At 69.7% G+C, this 15684-nt stretch carries 18 protein-coding genes; 14 read left to right on the top strand and 4 right to left on the bottom strand.

Annotation, left to right across the window (positions count from 1 at the left end):
- Nucleotides 1-94 precede the first annotated feature (94 nt).
- Nucleotides 95-763: a TetR/AcrR family transcriptional regulator gene (locus AWQ68_RS23035; RefSeq protein ID WP_066943490.1), complete on the bottom strand. Its 669-nt coding sequence runs from the start codon at nt 761-763 to the stop codon at nt 95-97.
- Nucleotides 764-857: 94 nt separating this feature from the next.
- On the opposite strand from AWQ68_RS23035, the gene AWQ68_RS23030 reads away from it, so the two are divergent.
- From AWQ68_RS23030 to AWQ68_RS23010, 5 genes are all read left to right on the top strand, one after another.
- Entirely contained in the window at nt 858-2354 is a 1497-nt protein-coding gene (locus AWQ68_RS23030) for an FAD-dependent monooxygenase (RefSeq protein WP_084464309.1), read from the top strand.
- Between the two features lie 435 nt (nt 2355-2789).
- Entirely contained in the window at nt 2790-3275 is a 486-nt protein-coding gene (locus tag AWQ68_RS23025) for a L,D-transpeptidase (protein ID WP_066943488.1), read from the top strand.
- Nucleotides 3276-3707: 432 nt separating this feature from the next.
- Complete coding sequence (locus AWQ68_RS23020; protein WP_218006990.1) at nt 3708-4085, top strand: DUF2089 domain-containing protein; 378 nt, start codon at nt 3708-3710, stop codon at nt 4083-4085.
- Complete coding sequence (locus tag AWQ68_RS23015; RefSeq protein WP_066943655.1) at nt 4085-4342, top strand: hypothetical protein; 258 nt, start codon at nt 4085-4087, stop codon at nt 4340-4342. The genes AWQ68_RS23020 and AWQ68_RS23015 overlap by 1 nt, the downstream gene beginning before the upstream one ends.
- A gap of 11 nt (nt 4343-4353) precedes the next feature.
- Complete coding sequence (locus AWQ68_RS23010) at nt 4354-4776, top strand: SHOCT-like domain-containing protein (protein WP_066943486.1); 423 nt, start codon at nt 4354-4356, stop codon at nt 4774-4776.
- Between the two features lie 88 nt (nt 4777-4864).
- Here the strand turns inward: AWQ68_RS23010 and AWQ68_RS23005 are convergent, their stop codons facing one another.
- Both AWQ68_RS23005 and AWQ68_RS23000 read right to left on the bottom strand, forming a co-directional pair.
- Nucleotides 4865-7384 (bottom strand): excinuclease ABC subunit UvrA, encoded by a 2520-nt coding sequence (locus tag AWQ68_RS23005; RefSeq protein WP_245656050.1) that lies wholly within the window; start codon nt 7382-7384, stop codon nt 4865-4867.
- 167 nt (nt 7385-7551) lie between these two features.
- Nucleotides 7552-8082, bottom strand: coding sequence for a pyridoxamine 5'-phosphate oxidase family protein (locus tag AWQ68_RS23000; protein ID WP_066943483.1), 531 nt, complete (start codon nt 8080-8082; stop codon nt 7552-7554).
- A gap of 214 nt (nt 8083-8296) precedes the next feature.
- Here AWQ68_RS23000 and AWQ68_RS44320 point away from each other — a divergent pair, with 214 nt between their 5' ends.
- The 3 genes from AWQ68_RS44320 to AWQ68_RS22990 are packed head-to-tail and all read left to right on the top strand — an operon-like array spanning nt 8297 to nt 10210.
- A complete protein-coding gene (locus AWQ68_RS44320; RefSeq protein ID WP_218006989.1) occupies nt 8297-8452 on the top strand; it encodes a recombinase family protein in 156 nt (51 codons plus the stop codon).
- Nucleotides 8445-8963 (top strand): MarR family winged helix-turn-helix transcriptional regulator, encoded by a 519-nt coding sequence (locus AWQ68_RS22995; RefSeq protein WP_245656049.1) that lies wholly within the window; start codon nt 8445-8447, stop codon nt 8961-8963. Before AWQ68_RS44320 ends, AWQ68_RS22995 begins: the two co-directional genes overlap by 8 nt.
- On the top strand, nt 8960-10210 hold the full coding sequence (locus AWQ68_RS22990; protein ID WP_066943482.1) for an epoxide hydrolase family protein: 1251 nt from the start codon (nt 8960-8962) through the stop codon (nt 10208-10210). The genes AWQ68_RS22995 and AWQ68_RS22990 overlap by 4 nt, the downstream gene beginning before the upstream one ends.
- 322 nt (nt 10211-10532) lie before the next feature.
- Here AWQ68_RS22990 and AWQ68_RS22985 read toward each other — a convergent pair whose 3' ends face one another.
- Nucleotides 10533-11135 carry a TetR/AcrR family transcriptional regulator gene (locus tag AWQ68_RS22985; RefSeq protein WP_066943480.1) on the bottom strand — a complete coding sequence of 201 codons (603 nt, stop codon included), beginning with the start codon at nt 11133-11135 and terminating at the stop codon, nt 10533-10535.
- A gap of 134 nt (nt 11136-11269) precedes the next feature.
- On the opposite strand from AWQ68_RS22985, the gene AWQ68_RS22980 reads away from it, so the two are divergent.
- The 6 genes from AWQ68_RS22980 (at nt 11270) to AWQ68_RS22960 (ending at nt 15665) form a co-directional block, all read left to right on the top strand.
- Nucleotides 11270-12034 carry a class I SAM-dependent methyltransferase gene (locus tag AWQ68_RS22980; RefSeq protein WP_218006988.1) on the top strand — a complete coding sequence of 255 codons (765 nt, stop codon included), beginning with the start codon at nt 11270-11272 and terminating at the stop codon, nt 12032-12034.
- Nucleotides 12035-12244: 210 nt separating this feature from the next.
- On the top strand, nt 12245-12682 hold the full coding sequence (locus tag AWQ68_RS22975; RefSeq protein WP_066943476.1) for a hypothetical protein: 438 nt from the start codon (nt 12245-12247) through the stop codon (nt 12680-12682).
- A gap of 475 nt (nt 12683-13157) precedes the next feature.
- The gene (locus AWQ68_RS22970) at nt 13158-13517 is read left to right on the top strand and encodes a hypothetical protein (protein WP_066943474.1); all 360 of its coding nucleotides are present in this window, start codon (nt 13158-13160) and stop codon (nt 13515-13517) included.
- A 57-nt stretch (nt 13518-13574) separates the two neighbouring features.
- Nucleotides 13575-13745, top strand: a complete 171-nt coding sequence (locus AWQ68_RS41200) for a hypothetical protein (protein WP_174554135.1) — start codon at nt 13575-13577, stop codon at nt 13743-13745.
- Nucleotides 13746-13752: 7 nt separating this feature from the next.
- Nucleotides 13753-15015: a sensor histidine kinase gene (locus tag AWQ68_RS22965; RefSeq protein ID WP_245656048.1), complete on the top strand. Its 1263-nt coding sequence runs from the start codon at nt 13753-13755 to the stop codon at nt 15013-15015.
- Nucleotides 15015-15665 (top strand): response regulator, encoded by a 651-nt coding sequence (locus AWQ68_RS22960; protein ID WP_066943470.1) that lies wholly within the window; start codon nt 15015-15017, stop codon nt 15663-15665. Before AWQ68_RS22965 ends, AWQ68_RS22960 begins: the two co-directional genes overlap by 1 nt.
- Nucleotides 15666-15684: the final 19 nt, after the last annotated feature.

The raw sequence follows: 15684 nt of genomic DNA, 5'->3' as shown, positions 1-15684 counted from the left end.
GCCTTATCAAAGACTGACCGTTTCATTACCTCCCAATGACCTGGTGTCCGATTCTCGGGCACTGGCGACCGGTTTATGGGAGGGTTCGCGGGCGTCATCCGCTGTGACCGCTTTTCGCCGTAGCCTCCAGACCCTGGATCAGCGTGTCCAGAGCCTGTTCGAAGTCCGCCGGCGGTTCCACGCCGCCCTTCGTCGTCCAGGCCAGCAGCCTGCTGAAGTGCGGCAGCCGCGCGGGGTCGAGCCGCCGGATGTAGACCCCGACCTGCTCCTCCCCCGCGTGCACCCCGGGGGCGCCGGTGAAGCCGCCCGTCGACAGCAGCAGCGCTCCGAACACCAGGCCGTTTATCGCCCCGAGCGCGCGCCAGGCGCCCCGCTCGTCGAACCCGGCCTGGAACAGCGCCCCGACCAGACCGTCCATCGCCGCCATGGCGTGGGGCGAGGTCGGATTGGACCGGTCGGTGGCCAGCGCCAGCGGCACCACCGGATGGCGGCTGAAGACGCGGTACATGCTCAGCGCGGCCGTACGCACCTGCTCCGGCCACGGCAGGGCCGGGTCGGGCGGCTCGACCTGCGCGAACACGCGCTCCACGATGCCGTCGACGAGATCCGCCTTGTTGGAGACGTGGTTGTAGAGCGACATCGCCTCGACGCCGAGCGCTTTGGCCAGGCGCCGCATGGACAGTCCCTCCAGGCCCTCCCCGTCGGCCAGTTCGAGGGCCGCGTCGAGAACCTTCTCCCTGTTCAGCGGCTCGCGCCGTGCCATCAAGCCGTCCTTTCCTCCTCGATCGTTTGACAAAGCTTACGCCGTACGTGATCTACTTACGGTGTAAGCATACGGCGTAAGTAAAGGAGTCGGGATGACCGACGTGATCGTCGTGGGCGGCGGACCGGTCGGCCTGCTGCTGGCCTGCGAACTGACCCTGGCCGGGGCCGGCGTTCTGGTCCTGGAGGCGGCCTCGGGCGAGGAACGCAGGACCCGCAGCCTCGGCCTGCGTTCCCTCAACGCCCGCACCCTGCAGTCGCTCGCCCTGCGCGGGCTGGTCGAGCCGCTGGCCGAGGCGCAGCGGGCGATGTTCGAGGGGCTGGGCCGTCGTCCGGAGTCCGGAGACGATCCGATGGGCGTGCAGGCCGACGTGGTCGCCCTCATGGTCGAGGTGGTCCAGAAGGGCATGGTCAGAGGGCACTTCAGCGGTCTGCCGCTGCTGGAGCCGGGCGGGGGCGCCGAATACCTCATGCTCAAGCAGCACCGGATCGAAGGCGTGCTGGCCGCACGGGCCGCCGAGCTCGGAGTCACGGTCCGCCATGACTGCCGGGTGACCGACGTGACGCAGGACGAGAACGGCGTCGCCGCCACGCTCGCCGACGGGCAGGTGGTGCGGGCGGCGTACCTGGTCGGATGCGACGGCGGCCGGAGCGTGGTGCGCAAGCGGTCCGGGTTCGCCTTCTCCGGAACGCCCGGGACCATGACCGGACGGACGGCGGTGGCCGAGCTGGCCGACCCCGGCGCGATCACCTCGTCATTGCGCGGCCAGGGCGGGCTGGTGAACCTGTCGCTGGTGCCGGGCGAGATCGCCACCATCGAGTTCGACGGCGGGCCGGGCGAGCGGGACGCGCCGATGACGGCGGAGGAGCTACAGGGAAGCCTGCGCCGCGTGACCGGCGTCAACGTGGTCGTCACCCGGCTGAAGGCCGGGATCCGCTACAGCGACAACACCCGGCATGCCGACACCTACCGCAAGGGCAGGGTGCTGCTGGCCGGAGACGCGGCGCACGTCCACTCGCCCATCGGCGGGCAGGGGCTCAACCTCGGCCTGCAGGACGCGGTCAACCTGGGCTGGAAACTCGGGCTGGTGGCGCGTGGACTGGCCCCCGACAGCCTGCTGGACACCTATACCGCCGAGCGGCACCCGGTGGCCGCCCGGGTGCTGCGCAACACCCGGGCGCAGGTGGCGCTCATGCGGCCAGGGGCGCAGGTGGACGCGTTGCGTGAGGTGCTGACCGAGGTGCTGGAGCTGCCGGACGCCCGGCAGTACTTCTCGGCGATGGCCGAGGGCACGAACGTGGACTACGCGCCCGCCGCCGAGCCTCTGGTCGGCCGATTCGTCCCGCCATCGGCGACGCCGCCGGAGGCGCCGAGCGGAGGGCTGCTGGCGGACGGCCGGGGACTGCTCGTCGGACCGCCCGGTCAGGGCCGGCCCGGCGAGGCCGTGGCGGGCTACCGGGACCGCGTACGTACGGCCTCCGTCGAGGGCGCGGGTGCCCTGCTCGTACGGCCAGACGGGTACGTGGCCTGGGCCGGCGAGCGCGACGGCCTGGGCGAGGCGCTCGCCACCTGGTTCGGCCCGGCGAGGTGACGCCGGGGCCGATCACGTCGAGAGACTCCAAGGTTCTGCTCGCCGTACCGGGGCATCCGGGCCGGCGCGGATCGGGGCTGAGTTCGGTTCTGTGTTCGGTTCTGTCCACGCCACCACGCGGTGCGGTCACGAGCATTCGAGAAGGTACCGCTCCGCGGGGATGGGGTGGACGGGTCAGGGCAGCAGAAGCGAGCGCACGGTGTTCCAGCAGGTCTGGTCCGCGGCCTCCCGCAGTGCCGTGACGAGTCCTCCACATGGACGACGACGCTACGCCTGCCCGAGAGGGCACGGTGCTGTGGTGCTCACGAACCACACCCGCTCACCGAGCAGGGAGAGGGGGCGGAATATCCTGATTTATGTAGAGAGCAACGGTGATCAGAAGTGGTCCGCCAACGCCAAATCTCACGCTCACACGTTCGTGACGCCGCCCGGTTCGTGCTGGCCGGCGCACTGGCGGCCGCCCTGACCCTGGGAGCCGGTCCCGCCCGGGCGGCCTCCGTGGGCCACATTTCGACGCTCGACGCGGCGACGCACCAGATGACCGTCACGGAGAACGGCCGGACGGTGATGACCTTCACCGCGGGCTTCGGAAAGCCCGGCTTCCGTACGCCGAGCGGAACGTACCAGGTGCTCGGCAAGGACGCGGTTGTCAGGATGACCTCGTGCAGCGCGAACATCACGTGCGATCCGCATAATCCCAACTACTACGACCGCATGGTCCACTGGGCGGTGCGCCTGACCGACTCCGGCCTGTTCATCCACGCGGCGCCCTGGGATCCCGCCATCGGCCAGGTCGACAGCTCACACGGCTGCATCCACCTGAGCACGGGGGACGCCCACCGCTTCTACGACTTCAGCCGGGTCGGCGACACAGTGATCGTCAAGAACGCCGGGGGCGTCGGCGGACCGAGCGGTCCGTAACCCGAGGCGGCAACCCTGATCGTGGCCCGTGGAGTCCGCTGCTCGGTTCACGGTCAGTCCGCGTCACCTGCGGAGTATTGGGCGACCAGGGTGCCGAACGCCGCGGCCGCACCACGACCGCGCCGGCGGCGCTCGGCCGGCACGGCGCTCGCTGACCTTCCCCCCCTTCCCGTCCGTCGTGTTCATCGCGCTGTTCTGTCCCTTCACCCTGGACCTGGCCGGTGAGATGGGCGCCGCCGGCATGCGCCAGGTCGGATCACCCCCACGCGCGTGGGGACCGGCTGAGCGGCTTGTGCAAGTCAAGCGGCGGCAGCGGAAGCGGCGGGGCCGTGACAGGCGGCGGACCAGCAAGGAGCCCGAAGGACATGCTGGCTTAAGAAAATTAAGATCAACTTCTTGAAAGTTGAGATCCAACCCGGTATATCTTTAGATATGACAGAGCAGGCGATGGACTGGCAGGAACTCACGAACCTGACCCGGGGCCAGCCGTTCGTCGTCGAGCGGGTGCGCCTGGCAGGCAGCGGCGTCGCGATCGAGGGCGAGTTCGAGCTACCGCAACTGGCTCAGCTCAACGTCGAGGATCAGATCTTCGTCACGGCGTTCGTGCGGTGCCACGGTTCCATCAAGCAGATGGAACGGATCTTCGGGGTGAGCTACCCGACGATCAAGTCACGACTGAACCGGATCACGCAGATGCTCGACTTCGTCGAGACCGATCCGGCGCCGCCACCGGCCGACATCATCGATCGGTTGCGCCGCGGCGAGATCACCGCACAGCAGGCACTGTCCGAATTGGAGGGTCGGACGTGATGCCGCAGTTGTTGACCGTACGGGTCAAACGCCCGGACGGTCGTCCCATCCGGATCTGGGTCCCGGTACTCCCCGTGGTGCTCGTGCTCTCACCGGTCGTGGTCCTGGCCGTACTGGCGGCCGCCGTGGCCTGCCTCGTATATCGCCTCAGTGTGGTGCGGGCACTCGGCACCGGCTGGCGCATCGCCTGCGCGTTGCCCGGCACCCGGTTCGACGTCCAGTACAGCCGCACGGCTGTGCTCGTAGCCATCCGATAGGAGAGGTTCCGATGAACGAACAGCGCAAGGACATCCTCGACATGCTGGCCGATGGCAAGATCACCGCAGAGGAGGCGGAGCAGCTCATCGCCGCGCTCCAACGGGACCAGCCGCCCGCGCCGTCGAGATTCGACGCCCGGCCGAAAGGCAAGGCGAAATACCTGCGGTTGATGGTGCACACCGTTGAGGACGGCGAGCCGGGGCGGATCGACGTGCGGGTGCCGCTGCAGCTGCTGCGGGCCGGCGTACAGCTGGCGGCCCTGATCCCGCCGCAGGCACTCGATCGGGCCAACGCCCAACTGCACAAGTCGGGCGTGCCGTTCGACCTCACGCAGCTCAAGCCCGAACAGCTCGAGGCGTTCGTGGAGCACCTCGATGAGTTGACCGTGGATATTGAGCAGCCCGACGCCCAAGTGCGAGTCTTCTGCGAGTAGGCGCCGTCCTGTTGGGCGGACCCTGGGCGCTCGTCCTCGGAGAGGGCGCGGACGGCAGTGCGGGATGTGCTACACGAGCCCCGGCGTCTCAGCAGCGCGCGTCTTCTCGCACTTCCAAGAGCGGCAGGCCCGCCGCGTACCTCCGGAAGAAACCGGCCGTCGGGGTGTCCGCCGTCGCGACGGCGTCCGGAGTGCCCTCCGCGACCACCACACCCCCGTCCGGACCGGCCCCCGGCCCCAGGTCGATCACCCAGTCCGCGGACGCGGCGACGGGGATGTCATGTTCGGCCACAACGACGGTGTTGCCCGAGTCGAGCAACACATCGAGCGCATCCACCACACGCTGGATGTCAGACGGGTGCAGGCCCGAAACGGGCTCGTCGAGAACGACGAGACCGGCCTTGCGGCTCGCCGCACCGCGCTGGATCGCGGACGCCAGCTTCAGCCGCTGCGCCTCGCCGCCGGACAGCTCGGTGGCGCTCTGGCCGAGTTGGAGATAGCCAAGCCCGACCTGGCTCAAGGCTCCCAGGGTGTCCGCGAGCTGCCGGGGCTCGGAGAACTGCTCCACGGCCTCGGCGACGGTCAGCTCCAGCACCTGATCGATGGCCAGCCCCTGATACTTGATCTCCAAAGCCTCCGGTTTGTAGCGCCGCCCCTCGCACGCGTCGCAGACCACCCACACATCCGGCAGAAAGTGCATGTCGACCAACTTGCGGCCATAACCGGTGCAGATCTCGCAGCGGCCACCACCCGCAGTGTTGAAGCTGAACCAGGAGGCGTTGACACCGCGTCCGCGCGCCACGTCGGTTTCGGCGAACAGCTTGCGGACAATGTCGAACGCCTTGCTGTAGGTGGCCGGGTTGGACCGCGGCGTCCGCCCGAGAGGTTCCTGATCGACGACGGCGACCCAGTCGAACCCCTCCAGGCCGGTCACCTGTCGCACCGTGTCGGTCGTCGTCCCGTTCAGGGCGGCCTCCACGCTCGCCGCGAGCGCGCCGAGCAGGCTGCTCTTGCCGCTGCCGCTCACCCCGGTCAGGCAGGTGAGCCGACCGGCGGGGAAACGCACCAGGTCTGCGGTCACGTTGTGCGCACGCAGGCCGTGCAGCTCCACCCAGCCAATGGCATCCCCGGCCGGACGGCGGGTCCGGCGCAGCCTCGGCCCCTCACCGGCCAGATAGCGTCCGGTCAGCGACGTGGGATGGGCGGCCGCGTCGGCGGGAGGCCCCGACACCAGGATCTCACCGCCGAGGCGGCCCGCGCCGGGCCCCATATCGATCACCCAGTCGGCCCTGGCGATCAGTTCAGGGTCGTGCTCGACCAGGAGCACCGTGTTGCCGGCCTTGCGTAGCTCCAGGGCGATGTCGAGCAGGTGCGCCTTGTCCGCCGGATGCAACCCGGTCCCGGGCTCGTCCAGGACGAAGACGATGCCGCTCAGCTCGGTGCTGAGCTGCGCGGCGAGGCGGGTTCGCTGCAACTCACCCCCGGACAGCGTCGCCGCGCTCCGGGACAGCTGGAGATGGGCCAGGCCGAGCCGGCCGAGGATCCCGAGCCTGCGGCCCAGGTCCTGCAGCAGCGGCTCACCCACCTCGCGCTGCCGGGCGCCCAGGTCGCCGGCCACACGCTCCGCCCAGCTGTGCACCTCCCGTACGTCCACCTCGAGCAGGTCGGGATAGGTCAGCCCGCCGAGCCGCACGGACCGGGCCACCTGGCCGTACCCGCTGCCGCCGCAGGTGCCGCACGGCTGCTTGCGCATGTACGGCAAGTAGCGCTGCTTGGCGCTGGAGGTCTGGGCGTTCATGAACACCCGCTCCACCTCGGCGAGCGCGCCCCGCAGCGGCTGGCTCGAGGTGTAGGTCACCGAAACCGTCTCCTTTTTGTTGGACATGTCGACGGTCGCCTCGACCTTCTCCTCACCCGTGCCGTACAGCACGCAGTGGCGGAACTCCTCAGGCAGCGACTGCCACGGCCGACCGAGGTCCACGCCGCGCTTCTCGGCAAGCGCCGGCACGAACGCGTGCTCCCCCGACCGCCACTTCGCGTACCAGGGCGAGGCCCCCTCGAAGAGCGGAAGCTCCGGATGGGTGATGACCAGGTCCTCCTGCGCCTGCCAGCGCCCGCCTACCCCGTGGCAGTCCGCGCAGCTCCCTTCCGGCGTATTGCGGTCGAAGTGAGCGGTCGCCAGATGCCCGTCTCCACTCTCCGCCGCCGGGTCAGCGCCGATTCCCGGAAGGCGCGAGTACAGCAGCCCCAGGTGCCCGTCGATACCGGTGATCGTCGCGACTGTGGAGCGGGGATTGCGGTTCAGCCGGCGCTGGTCGACCGCGAGCGTCGCGCCGAGTCCCAAGATGCGGTCGACCTTCGGCCGATTGCGCTGGGTAATGTACTGCCGTACGAACGGCGAAAGCCCCTCCAGATACCGCAGTTGGGCCTCGTTGTGCAGGGTGTCGACGGCCAGCGAGGTCTTGCCGCTGCCGCTCACTCCGGTGAAGGCGACAAGCCGCCCTTTGGGGATGCTCACCGACACGTCCCGCAGATTGTTGGTACGAGCCCCCACCACGTCGATGGTCTCGCGCCCCATACTCGCGACGTCCCGTACGAATGTAGTCAATCTTCGTCCACCCTCTCACAACGCAGCAGAACATGGGCGGACAGACCCCCATGCCGAACAAACCGATTACGCCACTACGCGGCGGCCGCTCGTCACAATGGCGCTGAGCGGCCGCTTCACCAGATCTCTCAGCACGTGGCCGGTCTCGACGCGGCCCGTGCCGCAGATCAAGACCAGGACACCGCGGTGAGCTTGTCGACGCCGGGGGCGTGGACGGTCATCCAGTGCGGATGCAGCCGGTAGTAGACCACTTCGTTGTCCCAGTCGAAGAAGTCGTCGCCGTAGAAGTCCTTGAAGTAGGCGAGCAGGTCCGGCCAGTCTGCGGCCGGCTCGCTGTGCTGGGGATTGAGGATCTCCACCATGCCGTGCGTGAACACGCCCAGGTCCTCCCCGCGCATGTGCGCGGCGCTGACGGCGGGGCGAGCGGCCAGGTGGCGGGCCTTGGCGGCCTTGCGCGCCGTGCCGAAGTGCCACTTACCGCGCAGGAAGTGCCCGTCCACCCCGCTGATCCGCGGCTCGCCCTTCGCCGTCACGGTGGACAGGGCCAGGGTGCACATCCCGGTGAGGACCCCGGTGAGCTCCTCTGCGGTCAGTGTGCTCTCGGTATTGATGATCGAGCGGAGATGCGAGGTGGAACGGGAGAGAGAAGCATCCAGCAGGGCCTGCAACTCTTTGAGATCTTCTCGCGTTTCGCGCATTACGGTCCTTGTCTATCTGTAGGGCTCGGTCCACGTCTTCCATCGGCGCCGACCAGCGAACCATGCTCGCGTCAAAACCCGACATCTTGTGTCCTGATTTTCATCGGTTGTGCGGACACCACCGGGGCCGCTCGGTAGGCGAGCGGTCGATCAAGTCGTCTCGATGACGGCGACGACCCGTTCGGTCTGCTGTTCCCGCAGACCCTGGCCGTTGGTGGCCGAGTTCGAGGCCGATCTCGGCCACCTGCGCACCCGCGAGGGCATGGCCCGCGCGAAACGCCAGGCCAAGCCGGCGCTGCCGGCGTTCTTCCCGGCCGCTATTTGCATCAGTAACTTAATTAAGTTTCTGATACAGTTCGCGCGTGCCTGAATCCGTCGAGCTGAGCATCGCCGACCTGACCCATGTGCTCGAGGACTTCACCCGGATGCACATCCGGCTGCCGTCGGAGCGCCGGCTGAGCTTCACGACGCTGTCCGTGCTCCACACGCTGGCGGGCAGCGGCCCGAAGCGGCTCACCGAGCTGGCCGGCAGCGAACAGGTCACGCAGTCGGCGATCACGCAGATGGTCACCAAGCTGGAGCGCGACGGCCTGGTGGAGCGTCACCCGGACCCGTCGGACGGCCGGGCGGTCCTCGTCCACGTCACCGCTGCGGGCGCCGCGATCGTGGACGGACGCCGCGCCGAGCGCATGGCCCGCCTCTCGGAACTGGCCGACCGGCTGACGCCGGCGGAGCGGGCGTCCATCGCCGTCGCCCTCCCGGCCCTGGCCCGGATGGTCGAACTGCACGAGCGGCCGACCGGTGAGGACGACGCCGCCGCGCCGGAGGCCGCGGGGACCGGCACGGACACGCCGCGCGAGAGTACGAGGAGACGACGATGAGTCATGCGACCACCCCCTCCGCCGGGGCCCGGCCGTTCCCCCTGGAGCCCGCGCCGATCCACGTGTCGGACGACGTGCTCGCCGACCTGCGGCGGCGCCTGGAGCTGACCCGTCTGCCCGACGACGCGGGCAACGACGACTGGCACTACGGCGTGGGCGCCGCCTACCTGCGCGAACTCGTCGACTACTGGCGCGACGGGTACGACTGGCGCGCGGCCGAAGCCGAGATCAACGCCTACGAGCACTACCGCGTCGAGGTCGACGGGGTGCCGGTGCACTTCATGCGCAAGCCCGGGGTCGGCCCCGACCCCACTCCCCTGATCCTCACGCACGGCTGGCCCTGGACGTTCTGGCACTGGTCCAAGGTCGTCGGCCCGCTGGCCGACCCGGGGGCGTACGGCGGCGACCCCGCCGAGGCGTTCGACGTGATCGTGCCCTCGTTCCCCGGATTCGGGTTCTCCACCCCGTTGCCGAACAACCCGGACATGAACTTCTGGAAGGTCGCCGACCTCTGGCACACGCTGATGACCCGGATCCTCGGCCACGACACGTACGGCGCGGCCGGCTGCGACGTCGGCGCCATGGTCACCGGCCAGCTCGGGCACAAGTACGCCCACGCCGTGCGCGCCGTCCACATCGGCTCCGGCCAGAAGCTCACCCTGTTCAACGGAGACCGGGCCTGGGACCTCAGCGGCGGACGGCCCATTCCTGAGGGGCTGCCCGCCGACGTCCACGCCCAGGTCGTCGCCCTGGAGAAGCGCTTCGCCGTGCACCTCGCCGCGCACGTGCTCGCCCCGAGCACGCTCGCGCACGGGTTGTCCGACTCACCCGCCGGGATGCTCGCCTGGATCCTCGAACGCTGGGTGAGCTGGAGCGACAACGGCGGCGACATCGAGACCGTCTTCACCAAGGACGACCTGCTCACCCACGCCATGATCTTCTGGGTGACCAACTCGATCGGCACCTCGATTCGCACCTACGCGAACAACAACCGCTACCCGTGGACCCCGTCCCACGACCGGTGGCCGGTCGTCGAGGCGCCCACGGGCGTCACGTTCGTCGGCTACGAGAACCCGCCCGGCGTGACCACTGACCGGCGGGTGCGGCACTTCCTCGACAGTGACCGGGCGTCCTGGTACAACCACGTCAACCTCACCGCCCACGACCACGGCGGCCACTTCATCCCCTGGGAGATCCCGGACGAGTGGGTCGACGACCTGCGGCGCACCTTCCGCGGCCGGCGATAGCGCGCGGGGTCCGAACATGGCTCGGCCCTCCGTGGTGGCGGTGTCGATGCCTTGCTCGATGACGTGCGATCCGACGCGCTTGATCTGGGATCGTCGCAAGTAGCGACGGTTGCGGTGGGACGAGTACGCCTTGTCGCCGCCAAGGTGGTCGGGCCGATGCTGCCGGGGCGTGCGTCTTTTCCCGGCAGCCGCGGCACGCTCCTGCGGGTCCTCCGACGGCAGATGCGGCCTGAGCCGAACCCACTCCGCGTTCGTCAGATCTCCCCGCCCCATGACCATGCCAACACCCCGAGCGACGGTCACAAGGTCCGCCGGCCAGGCCCTAGTCCGGTCGCCGTTGCACGGCGTCGGCGATGACCGCTGTCACGAACTTGTTGACGACCGCCGTGGCCGGCGGGCCGGGGTCGCGGTCTGCGAACAGGAGATGCCCGCCACCGACCAGAGACAGGGTGAGTGAGTCGATGTCGGCGTCGGCCGCGATGCGGCCCAGTTCACGCTCGTCGGCCAGATAAGCGGAGATCGCGGTCGTGGCCTGGGCGAGGATCGCGATGCCGCCTCCGGGCCTGGCTTGCCGCAGCCGTGCGCGCAGCTCGTCCCGGAAGGTGATGAGCGGGATGATCGCCACCGGAATCGGTCCGAACAGGGTGGTCAGCGCGCCGGTGAGGTTGTTGGCCACCGTGCCGGTGCCGGCGGAGGCGCGCAGCGCACTCGCCTGCGTCTCGAGCTGCGCGGCCCGGTCGAGCACGAGGTCGGTGAGGAAGGCGTCGAAGTCGGGGAAGTGCCGGTGCAGGACGCCTTTGGCGCAGCCCGCCTCGTCGGTGACGGCCCGGCTGGTCAGCCCGTTCGGTCCGTCCCGCAGAAGCACGCGCTCGGCAGCGTCGAACAGCTGCTGCCGCGCGTCACGAAGGTGCACCCCAGTCGGCATTCCACAAGATCCTCTCGTGCGTCAACCCGTTGGCATCCGTTGCCTAGTGGGCGTGCGCCCACTAAGGTGGGCACATGCCCATAATATCGGAGCAACCAGACCCGTCCCCAGCGGAGCCGCACAAGGCCCGACGGATGGCCGAGTCGTTCGGCGTGGACGCGCAACGCTACGACCAAGCCCGGCCCGGCTACCCCGATGCGTTGGTGGCGCGGATTGTCGCCGGGAGCCCCGGGCCTGACGTGCTCGACGTCGGCTGTGGCACCGGCATCGCCGCTCGCCAGTTCCAGGCCGCCGGCTGCGCCGTTCTCGGCGTCGAGCCCGATGCGCGGATGGCCGACTTCGCGCGAGCCCGCGGCCTGCGGGTTGAGGTGGCGGCCTTCGAAGCCTGGCAGCCGGCGGGCCGGACGTTCGACGCGGTCATCGCCGCCCAGTCGTGGCACTGGGTGGACCCGGTCACCGGTGCCGTCAAGGCGGCACGTGTGCTGCGTCCAGGGGGACGGCTGGCGATCTTCGGGCACGTGTACGAGCCGCCTGCCGAGGTGGCCGAACCGTTCGCCGCCGCCTACCGGCGAGTGGCGCCCGACTCCCCGCTCAACGGCCAACCGGCCCGACGTCCGCTCGCCCTCTACGAGGCGGCATACGCGAAGTTCGCCGACAAGATCCGCGAGACCGAACAGTTCGACGATCCCGAGCAGTGGCGATTCGACTGGGAGCAGTCCTACACGCGCGACCAATGGCTGGACCTGCTCCCCACCACCGGCGGCCTCACGGCACTCCGTCCCGATCAGCGGGCCGAGATACTGAACGCGGTCGGGAGCGCCATCGACTCCCTGGGTGGACACTTCACGATGAAATACACCACCCTGGCCGCGACCGCCGTACGCGCCGGCACCTCCTGACCTCATCCGCCAAGTCGCCGCCGACTGGGAATCCGACTATCCGCGATTGCTTCCGGGACCCCATGCGGAAGCGGAACATCACCCTCGGCGCGGTGGCGCCGTTCCTTGAACGACGTGTGCTTCTCACCTGATTACCGGCAGGGACGGAAGGCGTACACCCTGTCGTCAGGGCAACTTGACGTCAAGGTAGCCTGACGCAATACTCAGGGCATGATCACTGCCGAAGATCTTGAGCGTCAGCACACGCTGCTGACCGCGGCTGCGCGCTATGACGCGCTACGCACTCGTGAGGCCCTCGCCCCATCCGCCGAGGAGGACGATTTCGAGTCCCTGTCGATCGACCAGGGTGCGAAGCCCCTGGCCCGGGAGGAAGCGCTGGAACTTCTCGCGCTGGGCGAAGTGATCGCACGGAAGGCGAGCTACGGACGTCAGCTCACGGTGCGATCGGCCCGCAGGGCCGGAGCTTCGTGGTCGCAGATCGGCGCCGCTTTGGGAACCACCAAGCAGGCCGCCTGGGAAGCGCACCAGCGCTGGATCGACGAACAGGCCCGGCACCAGGGCGCAGGCCACTGGGGGTGGGACGGCGACGAGGTGGCGGCCGCACGCGCACTCGCCGGCGAACCCGAGGGCCAGGAGACTGCCGAATAGGCGGACACGGCGAGCGAGATCCGGCCCCTCATCGTGCGCACCCCCGCAGCCGGAGCCGAACGACGCGTCCGCCGACCTCGAACTGGTCGAGCACCGGGCTCTCGATGGCCGGGTATTGCTGGTGGAATACCTGCCTACCGGGAAGGGCATCCCGCGAGCCTGAAGCGATCACTCCTCTGCGTTCGCGAGGGCCTCATCGGCGGTGGACCGGCCGATCTTCAAGGTGCGGACGGCCTCAGTGCCGCCCGTTTCCGCCGTATTTAGGTGGCACCCGATCCCAGGGCGCCAAGGGAGTGCGGCTCCCCGACATCGCCCGCAAGTCGCGGATCTGACTCCACCGATCGGTGGAGTCACTCCACCGCATGAGTGAGCGGCCGATTCCACCGCCCACTCGGGAGATCGGGCGATCCGCATGGGGTGCCTTCGTTGCGACGCTGATTCCCGTCAGCGAACGAAGAGACGGAGGCACATCGACATGCGCAATGTGGTCTGGCTGATCAGCGGGTACGCCGCAGTCAGCCTGCTGACACTGGTGGCGATGATCGTGTTTCGGCACGACGCGACCGTGGTCACCGATGCGGTCTGGATCCGCGGCACCCTCGTCGCCCTCGGCTCGCTGCTCACGCTGTTCTTCGCGGTCCGGGCGGCCCGCGGCGATCGCCGGATGCTGCTGCGGCTGCGCATCGTCACCGCGGTCATGCTGGTCGCGATCGTGGTGATCGTCGCGCTGCCCGGCATGTTCCCGCTCTGGTTCAAGCTCGAGCAGGGCATCTGCGGCCTGCTCCTGCTCGCCGTGGTCGTGCAGATCAACCGGCGCCCGGCGGTCCGGCCGTGAGTGCGGTGATCGAGGCGGAGAACCTCCACAGGAGCTACGGAGGCACGGTGGCCGGCCATGCCGGCGACGCCGCTCCACATCAGCCAGGGCACCCCGATGGGCGCCGCGGTCACCGCGATGCGGGACGCCACGAACGGGCACCGGCCGCCCTGGCTCGCTCTGGTCACGTCGCTCGCGTGGGCGGCCGGGGCGTCCGTGGCGGCGGCTAGATTGTTCCGCTGGGAGTAGGTGCGCGATGGAGAGTTGGCAGATGGCCGGGGCGGCGGCCTGGAACCAGCGGTTCCGGCCCATGGTCACCGTGGTCCCGTACGTGCTGCTGGCGGTCATGGCCGCCGTGACCATCGCCTTCAAGCACGACCAGCCGGGCTCCCTCGCCATCGACCTCGCGCTCTGCGCGGCGGCCGCAGTGTGGAGCCTGGCGCTCTTCACGCTGCGCCCGGCGTGGCGCGACCGGATCGGCGTGATGGGCGTCTTCATGGCCGGCCTGATCCTGTTCGGGCTGGTCATGGTCCTGCGCGATCCGTGGTTCGGCTTCTACACGCCGGCGCTGTACTCCTACGCGTTCTGGATCATCGGGTGGCCGCGCGAGCTGTACTTCATCGCCGGCGTCGCGGTGGTGGCCGGCACGGCACAGGCGGCCGGACTGGACACCGGCTCCTGGATCGGCCGCCTGGAGTACCTGGCGACCCTGGTCGCCAACATCGTGCCGATGTGCCTGCTGGCCTGGGTCGGCGAGATCGGCGCGCGGTACTACGACTCCCGCGAGACGGCGCTGCGCGAGGCCCGGGAGGCCAACGCGCGGCTGGCCGCGGCGCTCGCCGAAAACGCGGCGCTGCAGGAACGGCTGGTCGAGCAGGCCCGCGCGGCCGGCGTTCTGGACGAGCGGGCCCGGATGGCTCGGGAGATCCACGACACGCTGGCCCAGGGCCTGACCGGCATCGTCACCCAGTTGCAGGCGGCCGAGCACGCGGCCGACGACCCGGCCGCGTGGCGCCGGCACCACGCGGCGGCGACCGCGCTGGCCCGGGAGAGCCTGACCGAGGCGCGGCGCTCGGTGAACGAGTTGCGCCCGGAGCCGCTGGAGACCGGCCGCCTCGCCGACGCTGTCACGGAGGTGGCGGCCAAGTGGTCGGCCCGCCACAGCATCCCCGCCCAGGTCACCATCACCGGCGAAACCCGCACGATGCGCCCGGAGGCCGAGGTCGCCCTGTTACGGATCGCCCAAGAGGCCCTGGCCAACGTCGCCAAGCATGCCGACACCGCCACCCGCGTCGGTCTCACCCTTTCGTACATGGACCATCAGGTGGCCCTCGACGTCCGCGATGATGGCCGCGGCTTCGACCCGACCGCCCAGGTCGAGCGTGACGGCGGCTTCGGGTTGGTGGCGATGCGGCAGCGGATCGAGGCGTTGTCGGGCACGTTGCAGATCGAATCGGAGGTGGGGGGTGGGACCGGGATCTCGGCCTGCCTGCCCGCCGAGGCGCCGGAGGTGCGTTAGTGAGTGACCCGATCAAGCTGCTCATCGCCGACGACCACCCGGTGGTACGGGACGGGCTGAGCAGCATGTTCGCCCGCGACCCCGAGTTCACCGTGGTCGGCGAGGCGGCGGACGGGGCCGAGGCGGTTCGGCTGGCCGAGGCGCTCGGGCCGGACGTGATCCTGATGGACCTGCGGATGGCCGGCATGGACGGCGTCACCGCGATCGGCGAGCTGACCCGGCGCGGCGTACCGGCCCGGGTACTGGTGCTGACCACCTACGACACGGACAGCCACGTGCTGCCCGCGATCGAGGCCGGCGCCACCGGCTACCTGCTCAAGGACGCGCCGCGGGACGAGCTGCTGCGCGCCGTACGCTCGGCCGCCCGTGGCGAGGTCGCGCTCTCGCCGTCGGTCGCCGCCCGCCTGATGAGCCGGCTGCGCACCCCGGCGCCGCCGACCGGCCCGTTGAGCCGGCGCGAGCTGGAGGTGCTGCGCCTGGTCGCGGCCGGCCACACCAACCGGGAGGCGGCCGCCCGGCTGTTCATCACCGAGGCCACGGTCAAGACGCACCTGCTCAACATCTATGCGAAGCTCGACGTCAACGATCGTGCGGCCGCGGTCGCGGAGGGGTACAACCGCGGCCTGCTCGGTGCTCCCGAGCGTCCGTAAGTCATCCATCGCGTCGGTC

This window comes from Microtetraspora fusca, from assembly GCF_001570365.1.
In the GTDB taxonomy this organism is placed as follows: Bacteria; Actinomycetota; Actinomycetes; order Streptosporangiales; family Streptosporangiaceae; genus Microtetraspora; species Microtetraspora fusca.
The sequence above is the reverse complement of the archived record's forward strand: the minus strand, read 5'-3'. Positions and strand labels throughout refer to the sequence as shown.

Coding starts and splice junctions, on each gene's coding strand:
- AWQ68_RS41200 (WP_174554135.1), top strand. CDS start 13,575: ATGCCGGCGACGCCGCTCCACATCAGCCAGGGCACCCCGATGGGCGCC.
- AWQ68_RS23030 (WP_084464309.1), top strand. CDS start 858: ATGACCGACGTGATCGTCGTGGGCGGCGGACCGGTCGGCCTGCTGCTG.
- AWQ68_RS23035 (WP_066943490.1), bottom strand. CDS start 763: ATGGCACGGCGCGAGCCGCTGAACAGGGAGAAGGTTCTCGACGCGGCC.
- AWQ68_RS22985 (WP_066943480.1), bottom strand. CDS start 11,135: ATGCCGACTGGGGTGCACCTTCGTGACGCGCGGCAGCAGCTGTTCGAC.
- AWQ68_RS23000 (WP_066943483.1), bottom strand. CDS start 8,082: ATGCGCGAAACGCGAGAAGATCTCAAAGAGTTGCAGGCCCTGCTGGAT.
- AWQ68_RS22980 (WP_218006988.1), top strand. CDS start 11,270: ATGGCCGAGTCGTTCGGCGTGGACGCGCAACGCTACGACCAAGCCCGG.
- AWQ68_RS22990 (WP_066943482.1), top strand. CDS start 8,960: ATGAGTCATGCGACCACCCCCTCCGCCGGGGCCCGGCCGTTCCCCCTG.
- AWQ68_RS23015 (WP_066943655.1), top strand. CDS start 4,085: ATGCCGCAGTTGTTGACCGTACGGGTCAAACGCCCGGACGGTCGTCCC.
- AWQ68_RS22970 (WP_066943474.1), top strand. CDS start 13,158: ATGCGCAATGTGGTCTGGCTGATCAGCGGGTACGCCGCAGTCAGCCTG.
- AWQ68_RS22975 (WP_066943476.1), top strand. CDS start 12,245: ATGATCACTGCCGAAGATCTTGAGCGTCAGCACACGCTGCTGACCGCG.
- AWQ68_RS23020 (WP_218006990.1), top strand. CDS start 3,708: ATGACAGAGCAGGCGATGGACTGGCAGGAACTCACGAACCTGACCCGG.
- AWQ68_RS23010 (WP_066943486.1), top strand. CDS start 4,354: ATGAACGAACAGCGCAAGGACATCCTCGACATGCTGGCCGATGGCAAG.
- AWQ68_RS22965 (WP_245656048.1), top strand. CDS start 13,753: ATGGAGAGTTGGCAGATGGCCGGGGCGGCGGCCTGGAACCAGCGGTTC.